The sequence below is a fragment of the Candidatus Margulisiibacteriota bacterium genome (assembly GCA_028706105.1).
GTDB lineage: Bacteria > Margulisbacteria > Riflemargulisbacteria > GWF2-35-9 > DYQY01 > DYQY01.
Genome location: JAQWCF010000079.1, coordinates 1 through 8,023, shown reverse-complemented (window position 1 = coordinate 8,023; position 8,023 = coordinate 1). Strand labels below are relative to the sequence as shown.

Sequence of the window (8,023 nt, the reverse complement as noted above, 5' to 3'; positions counted from 1 at the left end):
TATATTTTTGATTTTTTTTCCCCCAGTAAAGTCCCATTAACCCAAATTTTCTAATGATTAGTGGGGCTAATTTATATTCTCCTATAAAAAAACGGAAAGCTGCTCCGACTCCAATGCACACTTTTTTGTCAAGATATGGTAATAATTTTGCTGCAAAAAAATCTTGTTTAGGTGCACGAAGTGCAAGCCAAACAATGTCAGCCTTACTTTCGTTTATTCTATCAGCATAATACTTATAATCATAATCATCAAGATCGCTAAATGGTGGAGAAAGAACTCCCACAATATTCAGATTCTTTGTTCTTGTTACTTCTAAGACAGAATCAAGCGTTTCTTGCGTATCACCCAAAAGAAAATGTTTCAAACTATTTTGCGACTCGGTGATCATTCTTTTAAACAATAATGGTCCCATTGTACGCTGAACATCTTTTAAACCCCAAAGACGTGCTGCCCAAACCATAGGCTCTGCATCAGGAAGATTCATAAAAGAATTATTCATTATTTTTTGATATTCTTTATCCTTAGATGCGATTGTTACTGTTCTGGGATTAGACACACAAATATATGTAGTCTTATTACCTTCTACTGCTTGTAAAATCTTTTGTATAGAATCTTCAGGGGTTGTCTTTGATATATAAGTACATCCAATTCTAAATCTTTCGTTATTCATATATAGAAAAATTAAATAGGGATTGATTTTATATTCCTAAACATATACACATTTCTTTTATGGTACAAATGAATAAATGTTAATATTTAAAATTTTTATTAAGCTCGTCAGTAAATCAACAAACTGAAACAGAGGAATGATGATCTCTTAATTCTATATTAGATTGTTCATCATTTACAAACTCTTTTATAGATTTCATTTAATTTATCAATATAGTCAGTTAAAGAATAATTGCTTTTTATGCTATTATGAGCATTTAAACTTAAATATGTACGATATTTTTCATTATTAATAATAAAAGTTAGAGCATTTACTATCTCTATTGTATTATTAACAGAAACCAAAAGTCCATTAAATTTATCTTTAACTACCTCTGTAACTGATCCGACGGGTGTTGTAATTGGTATAACGCCATAACTCATAGCCTCAAGTAAAGCATTAGGTAACCCCTCAAAATAAGAAGGAAGTAAGAAAATATGTGAATTTGATATTAAAGTTGATTTCTCATCTCCACTTACAATACCATGATATTTAAAGTCAATGCCCTCATTGATAATACTTTCTAAAAACCAATCCTTATCAGGGCCTTCACCCGCAATATTAAAATCAAATTCAAATTCCGTTTTAAACTGTTTCAAAGCATCAATTATCTCAATTAAACCTTTATTTTTATCAATTCTACCCAAAAATAAAATTTGAAGTATTTCATCTTTTTTTATTTTATCAACATCAATATTTGGAATTTGCACACTATTAGGTAAATATATCACTTTGCATTTATTAATATTATAATAATTACAAATATATTCCCTCTCTTCTTCCCCAAGCGTAAGAATACATTCTGAATGCATTAATGACTTCTTAATAAGATATTTATGAAATAAAGGAATGTTATAGTTTTTACTGTATCTACCTCCTCTAATATGCATGATATAAGGCTTCCTAAAAAAATAACATAGAAAAGCAAGAACTGAATTTACAATTGAGGAATACTTTTCAAGTGGTATATTTATATGAATCAAAGAAATATCATCCAATAATAAACAACGTACAAAAGAAGATATTAACAATGGCTTTTTTATTAACCATTTGAGACCTCTGTCTTCATTATCTTTTTTCCCAACAACAAATAGTTTATAATCAACTATATTATTGTTTTCAATTAGTAATCTAGTTAAATTTGAAATACCACTTACGTTATCTTTATTATCTGTTGATGGGGAAGTTATCAATATTTTTCTTTTTTTGCTCATTTGAAGTTTATAGTAAATTAGTATTTTACAAGATAATTTTATATTGCGAACTATGGACTTTCAAACTTGATGCCCCTGTCGCAGATACCATTTCGGGGTTTTCTCTCTGTCAACTTCTCCACCTGCTCAATATCCTTGTCCAATGTGTGACCGTCAAATTCATTTCTAAAACTTAGTGCTCCTAACACATTCTATGAACAACAGCAACAGATGTATGATTCCCGGTCACATCGAATCGAAGATCGTGTTGTGAGTATCCATCAACCTCATGTACGACTCATTATTGAAAAATAACCTCGCAATATTCATCTGTAATTTTTTTGATTGAGTAAAGCTTTGACCTTTCAATTAGCATTTTCTTATCAATATTTGCTCTTAGCGTGCTTATAAGAGCATCAGCCATTGCATCTTCATCATTAATCGGAATAAGTTTCCCATATTTACCATTATCTAAGATTTCCTTAGGTCCGCCAGGGCAATCACTAGAAACTACGGGTATGCCAACAGCAAGGGCTTCAACAATTACATTTCCAAACCCCTCATACGTAGAACTTAATACAAAAACATCCGAGTGCTTTAAATATTTATAAGGATTGTTTACAAATCCAAAAAAATGAACATTCTTTTCAATTCTCAGTACTTTTGAAAGGTCGATTAACTGTTTCTTTAAAGGACCTTCTCCCAAAATAACAAGGTTTATATTTGGGACTTCAGTTGCTACCTTTTTAAAGCTTCTTATTAGAAAACTATAGTTTTTGGACGGAAAGAGCCTCCCAATTGAAATAATAATCGGTTTTGACAATTCGCTAAAAAACTCATCACCAATTATTTCATTGCTCAATTTAAGTATTTTTTCGTTGACTATTGGATTGTTTATTACAACTAATTTTTCTTTATTAATACTTATATGTGATATTATATCTTTTGCTGTATCCTTTGAATTCGCAATAATCATATTTGCAGAGGGATAATAGATCTTCATTAATTTAAAAAGAATTTTATATTTTATGCTATTACCTGTAAATAGCTCATTGAAAGTGCTCGCTTCTCGAATTATGATTCTCTTTTTTAAAAATCTATTTGCCACAAGGCCAATAACATTATTGTATCTAGAAACTGTGAGTAACGTGTCGATACAACTACTGTTACAAGATTTAATTAAACGCGAAATTAATAAAATAGGATTATTTGCATTCAATTCAATAATTTTAATACCTGAATTTAATTCCTTTAAATAAGGGCCTTTTTTAAATCTCAAAATAAGTACGAAAGAAATTTCTCGATTGAAAAACTCATTTGCCAGGTTTAGAACAACTCTTTCAGCTCCTCCACCCTCCATGCTGTCTATAAAGATCCCAATTTTATTCAAAATGATACAAGATTATTTTTTGTTGATACTTTAATCTTTTTAGCCGTTAACCCTAAAACTATAGTTAATGGTAATAAACCAAATTCCCTAAAAAATGCGCCATGTGTATATAGCGATAAAATCAATAATATTATAACACCAACCGCTGTTAGGTAGATTGGAGAATTAATGTCATTTTCCTTGTAGAGTGAAACAATCATTTTAACAAACAAAAAAAGTATTAGGAAGACACCAGCAAAACCATATTGCATCAAAATTGTAATGTAGCCGGAATCAACAGAATATAGCCCGTCTCGTCTCATATTATCCGTAGGAATGTTCAATTGCCTTCCATACTCAGAGTTATGATAGATAAAACCCCAACCGAAGAATGGCTTTTCTAATAACATCGGTATTTGACGATATGATACATCATCAAGTCTAGACTGATATGAACCAGTACTATATTTTACCTCATCGTAAGCGCTCTGAAATTTTCCCGAAATTTGATTATTAAAAAAATAGGAATCCACAAATATTACAGAAGGTACAATAAATAAAAAAATAAAAACCCATTTAAAAAACTTTCGATGCATGTTCCCGAAACGAATAACAATAAGAGCTAAAATAAAAGATAGGATTAATAGATAAACCCTAAAGCCCTGTAGTGAAACAGCCAAAAATAATAATAAAAAAAGGAATAAATTACTCGATTTATGTTTTTCAGTTACAATTTTTAAAAAATAGTAAATTGAAAGTATATGTGGAAAAATCATTGTTGGAGAGAGCAGTACATTTCGTTGAAAACCACCAGTAATACGTGATTCAGCCCTACTAATATCCTTGAAAATTGAATTAACTATTTCAGGATTAATCGCATTTAAAATAATTTGAAATGAAGTAAAAATTGCAATGAAACGAAAAATTTTAAAATAATAATTGAACTTTTTATTAAGAGCAACATCATAATAGATAAAAAAAGCTAAGGGTAAAATGAGATAATGTCTGCCAACCCGTACAGCATCCAAAATTGAAATTGGACCTCTGAGAGGCATAGTAATGAAGATTAAAAGTGTGAATAAATAAAAATAAAGTATATATCGTAATGGTTTTTCTGATAAAAAAAACTTGAATTGCTTGCTCCTTAAAACCATTAAAAAGAACAGAAAATTATTAAAGAACAAGAAAAAATCATATGAATTTAGTAGAGAAAAAAGACGATCTTCATAAAAATCATGCAAGCCAAAAAGATTTATGGCAACAAAAATAAAAATTGTTGTTGTAAAACGAACGAATGATGAAATCCTTATTGACATAAACTATCTATTTAGGGTCTGCTTATTAAATCCCAATAAGGCACAAAATTTCATTTGTGGCTTGACTGGATAAATGTTTATATTTCTCACTTTCATCAGTTTCGATAGAAACGAGACAAAATAAGACAGGGGAATATCCCTCATATATATAAAATAAACTAGTTGAACGTTTCTAAATAGAGATGAAGTAATCTTAAATGTCCTTTAATTCTATTCTCCCTTTTATAAAATTTGATGTCTTCATCATTTTGATCGAGAAATATACCGCTTATACTTTTAATTGCGACGTCCTTAAAATTGTTAATAATCCCGGTTCCATCAACAAGATTTTGTTCAACTAATTCGTTTAAGAAACTATGAAAATTACTCATTTGTTTAATACTAAAAACATTCTTAAAATTCCGATAAGATGCCGTGCCAAAAACAATCACAGGTTTATTTCTAATCAGAGCTTGTATACCTACCGTTCCTGTAATAGTGATAATTATCGTTGCATTATCTATCAGCTCAAATGTATCGCAATCCAAAGGAATCAACTGAACATTACTTAATTTTGAAATGTCTTTATAAAAGGCTTCATCTCTGTATCGTACATCAAAATTGTTAATAAATACCGATGGATGTTCTTTTACGTAAAGAATTATACCATCAGGTAAATTGGCTGCTATTTTTTTTATAATTAACCATTGGTTAGAATAATGGTACGCTTCAGGCATTGATGTTCTCTCAGGCTGATAGTGCAGAAAGAAGGCTATGTTTTGCTGATTATTAACAGGATATTCAGCCAAACTATTATAAAGCTTGTAATTTTTTCTTTTTGAATAGATTGTAAGTGCTTTGGGGGGATGTTTAATAATATCTTTGAATTCTTTTTTCCAAGACCAATATTTTCCCTTTCTGCTGTCTAAGCGTTTTTTTTCATATTCAGGCAAAGCTGATTTGTAATCTTTTTGATTTAAAGATATGTATTTGTCTATCAAATCAATCTCGTCAACACTAACTGAAACAAATTCAGGAAAAACAGGGTTTTGTTCATCTAACCCTTCCACAACCCAGTATCGCCAAGGTAAAGGTGATGTTTGAATTAATTTCACTTTAATACCGGCTATTTGGGCTGTTTTGGCCAATACCCAGTTTGGAAGGTTATGGGGTGTAGCTTGAAATAACATTTCATCTGCAGGATTTTCCTGATGAAAGTAAAGGAAATTAAAAATGATTTTCTCAATTAAAGGAATTTTATTAAACAGACTGTTCCAGGGATGTAATTTGTTGACACGTTCGGCAATTAAAAATGTTCTGTTGTCATTTATTATTTCACATACTGCCTTATCATATAGTTTTAATGAATCAGGATTGAGTTTGTTATTATTCTCTATAATAAAGTCTTCGTAAAAAATTACAGGGAAGTTATTCTCTTTAAAAAGTTGAAATTGGTTTTTTCGCCTTGATTCTGTCATCAAAGTTAAATGATACTTTTGAGTTGAAGTATTAAAAATATCAATAAGTTTTTCAGGTGGTAACATTCCCGGATCAAAAATTAAATGCTTTTTCATACAAGTTATTTAATCAAATTTTGTGGGTTTAATTCTTCTCACATTTTCTATAATAAATCTTCGGTTTGTTTTATTAAGTGCTAAGAACCAGGAAATAGAAACAACAATAACCGATGAAATTAAACCAAATAATATCAATGTAAACCAATTGTTTGCAACTATATGTTGCGCGAAGTAAATTGAACTACTTAAAATAATTAGCGTAATAATTGATAATCTGGAAAATAATAAATCACAGATAAAACCTTTCATGTCTAAAATTTTTTCTGCAAGTAACGAAAAAACAATAATTTGAAATAATATTCCGATTATCAATGCCATTAATAACCCATTAATTTGCATTACAGGAATCAGAAAAGCAGCCAATACAATAGTTAAAACTGCAGAAACCGTTGAATACAAAATTTTCTTTTTTAAATCTAAATTCATTGTTATAATTGACCCGTCTATGGTTTGAAGTGATTTCAGGAGTGTAAATAAAACAATTAAAAAAGTTTCGTAGAATCCGGCAAAAAGTTTTTGTTCAGTCCAAAGACTTACAAACGATTTATTAAACAGAATAACCAATGTGCCTGCAATCCCTAAAATAAACCAGTTCATAATAATCATTGATCTTCTGAAATAAATAATTTTTTCGAATTGCTTTTCTCCAATAAATCTGGTTATACCCGGTGTTATTGCACCTTGTCCACTTCTAAACAGACTTACCAATGCCTGTATAACAAAACGCGATACTGTGTAGGAAGCAGCATATTCTGGTCCTGCAAAGTAGCCCAGAAGGATTAGGTCTATTGATTCGTTTAATAGTGTAACAATTTTATCGGCCATAAACCAGCCACTCAGTTTAACAAAGTCAAAAACCTGCTTTATTTTAACTTTTACAAATCCAAACCATGGTACAACTTTTTTTACAATCCAGGCAAATGTTAAACCTGTTGCAATGGAAGTAAAAACATTCACAATTGCCAAACCATCTATGCTAAAACCAATTTTCAGGAGTATGTATATTAAAACTCCTGTGATGATAGTTATAATTGCTCTGATCCCCATTCTTTTATAAGAAAGATTCATCCCGGTTAAAACCGATTCAAAAAGAAAAAAGAATTGAGTTAAGATGAAGGAAAAAACCATTATGGCAGATGTTTGGCGTACCAAAAGAAATTGATCACTTTCAACTTTTGTCACAAAAGGTGCAATGTAAATAATAATTACACCTGCAAGAAGGTATAATGGTAAAAACAACACGTTAGTAAAGAGTGATGATGAGACAGATTGTTTTAACTCGTGGTCGGTTCGTACCGTTCTTTCTTTTGCAATTATCCATTTTAAGGCGGTGGCAGCCCTTAAATCGGCGGTGGCTAAATAGCTGTTTAACTGATTTAAAATTTGCCATACCCCGTACAATGTACCCCCTAAAAAAGAAATTATAATTGGGTCAATTATAAAACGCACAACAAGTTTAACAACCGTATCAATCCAGGCAGTTACAGAGTTTAAATAAGCTCTTTGCCTTATATTTTCTTTTTTTATCTGAGTTTCCAATATTAATGTTGTGTATAAATATTTAAGCTCTACTTAAAATTTTCGAATTTCAATGGTGACCCTTTTTCCAGATCCTCTTTCAACGTTTTCCCAATCACTTTTTTCAAATATTTTGGATGCAACCCAAAACCAGGTCTTATTGATCTAACATTTTTTTCTGTAATAATCTCACCTGCTTTAATGTCTTCCACTACATATAATGATCGACTAAATACACGATTACTTTTTTGTTTGTCTGTAAGAGAGTAATCAACCTTTCCAATAGCCTTCTCTGTATCTCGAACCGCTTTTACCATTTCTTTAAACTCTTGCTCGTTCATAGAAAATGAAGCATCAGGTCC

At 30.4% G+C, this 8,023-nt stretch carries 7 protein-coding genes; all 7 read right to left on the bottom strand.

All coding sequences use genetic code 11. The annotated features are described in order from the left end of the window. Positions 1–670 (bottom strand): WecB/TagA/CpsF family glycosyltransferase (locus PHF25_07845; GenBank protein ID MDD4527928.1); only part of this gene is annotated, 670 nt, incomplete at its 3' end. 170 nt (positions 671–840) lie between these two features. Then, complete coding sequence (locus PHF25_07840) at positions 841–1,923, bottom strand: glycosyltransferase family 4 protein (protein ID MDD4527927.1); 1,083 nt, start codon at positions 1,921–1,923, stop codon at positions 841–843. Positions 1,924–2,203: 280 nt separating this feature from the next. Further along, on the bottom strand, positions 2,204–3,262 hold the full coding sequence (locus PHF25_07835) for a glycosyltransferase (protein ID MDD4527926.1): 1,059 nt from the start codon (positions 3,260–3,262) through the stop codon (positions 2,204–2,206). A 26-nt stretch (positions 3,263–3,288) separates the two neighbouring features. Next, positions 3,289–4,455: an O-antigen ligase family protein gene (locus tag PHF25_07830; GenBank protein MDD4527925.1), complete on the bottom strand. Its 1,167-nt coding sequence runs from the start codon at positions 4,453–4,455 to the stop codon at positions 3,289–3,291. 290 nt (positions 4,456–4,745) lie between these two features. Further along, positions 4,746–6,140, bottom strand: a complete 1,395-nt coding sequence (locus PHF25_07825; protein MDD4527924.1) for a hypothetical protein — start codon at positions 6,138–6,140, stop codon at positions 4,746–4,748. A 9-nt stretch (positions 6,141–6,149) separates the two neighbouring features. Continuing rightward, complete coding sequence (locus tag PHF25_07820; GenBank protein MDD4527923.1) at positions 6,150–7,682, bottom strand: oligosaccharide flippase family protein; 1,533 nt, start codon at positions 7,680–7,682, stop codon at positions 6,150–6,152. A 29-nt stretch (positions 7,683–7,711) separates the two neighbouring features. Then, a partial coding sequence (locus tag PHF25_07815; protein ID MDD4527922.1) for an SAF domain-containing protein occupies positions 7,712–8,023 on the bottom strand: 312 nt, incomplete at its 5' end.

Coding starts and splice junctions, on each gene's coding strand:
- PHF25_07840 (MDD4527927.1), bottom strand. CDS start 1,923: ATGAGCAAAAAAAGAAAAATATTGATAACTTCCCCATCAACAGATAAT.
- PHF25_07835 (MDD4527926.1), bottom strand. CDS start 3,262: ATGGAGGGTGGAGGAGCTGAAAGAGTTGTTCTAAACCTGGCAAATGAG.
- PHF25_07825 (MDD4527924.1), bottom strand. CDS start 6,140: ATGAAAAAGCATTTAATTTTTGATCCGGGAATGTTACCACCTGAAAAA.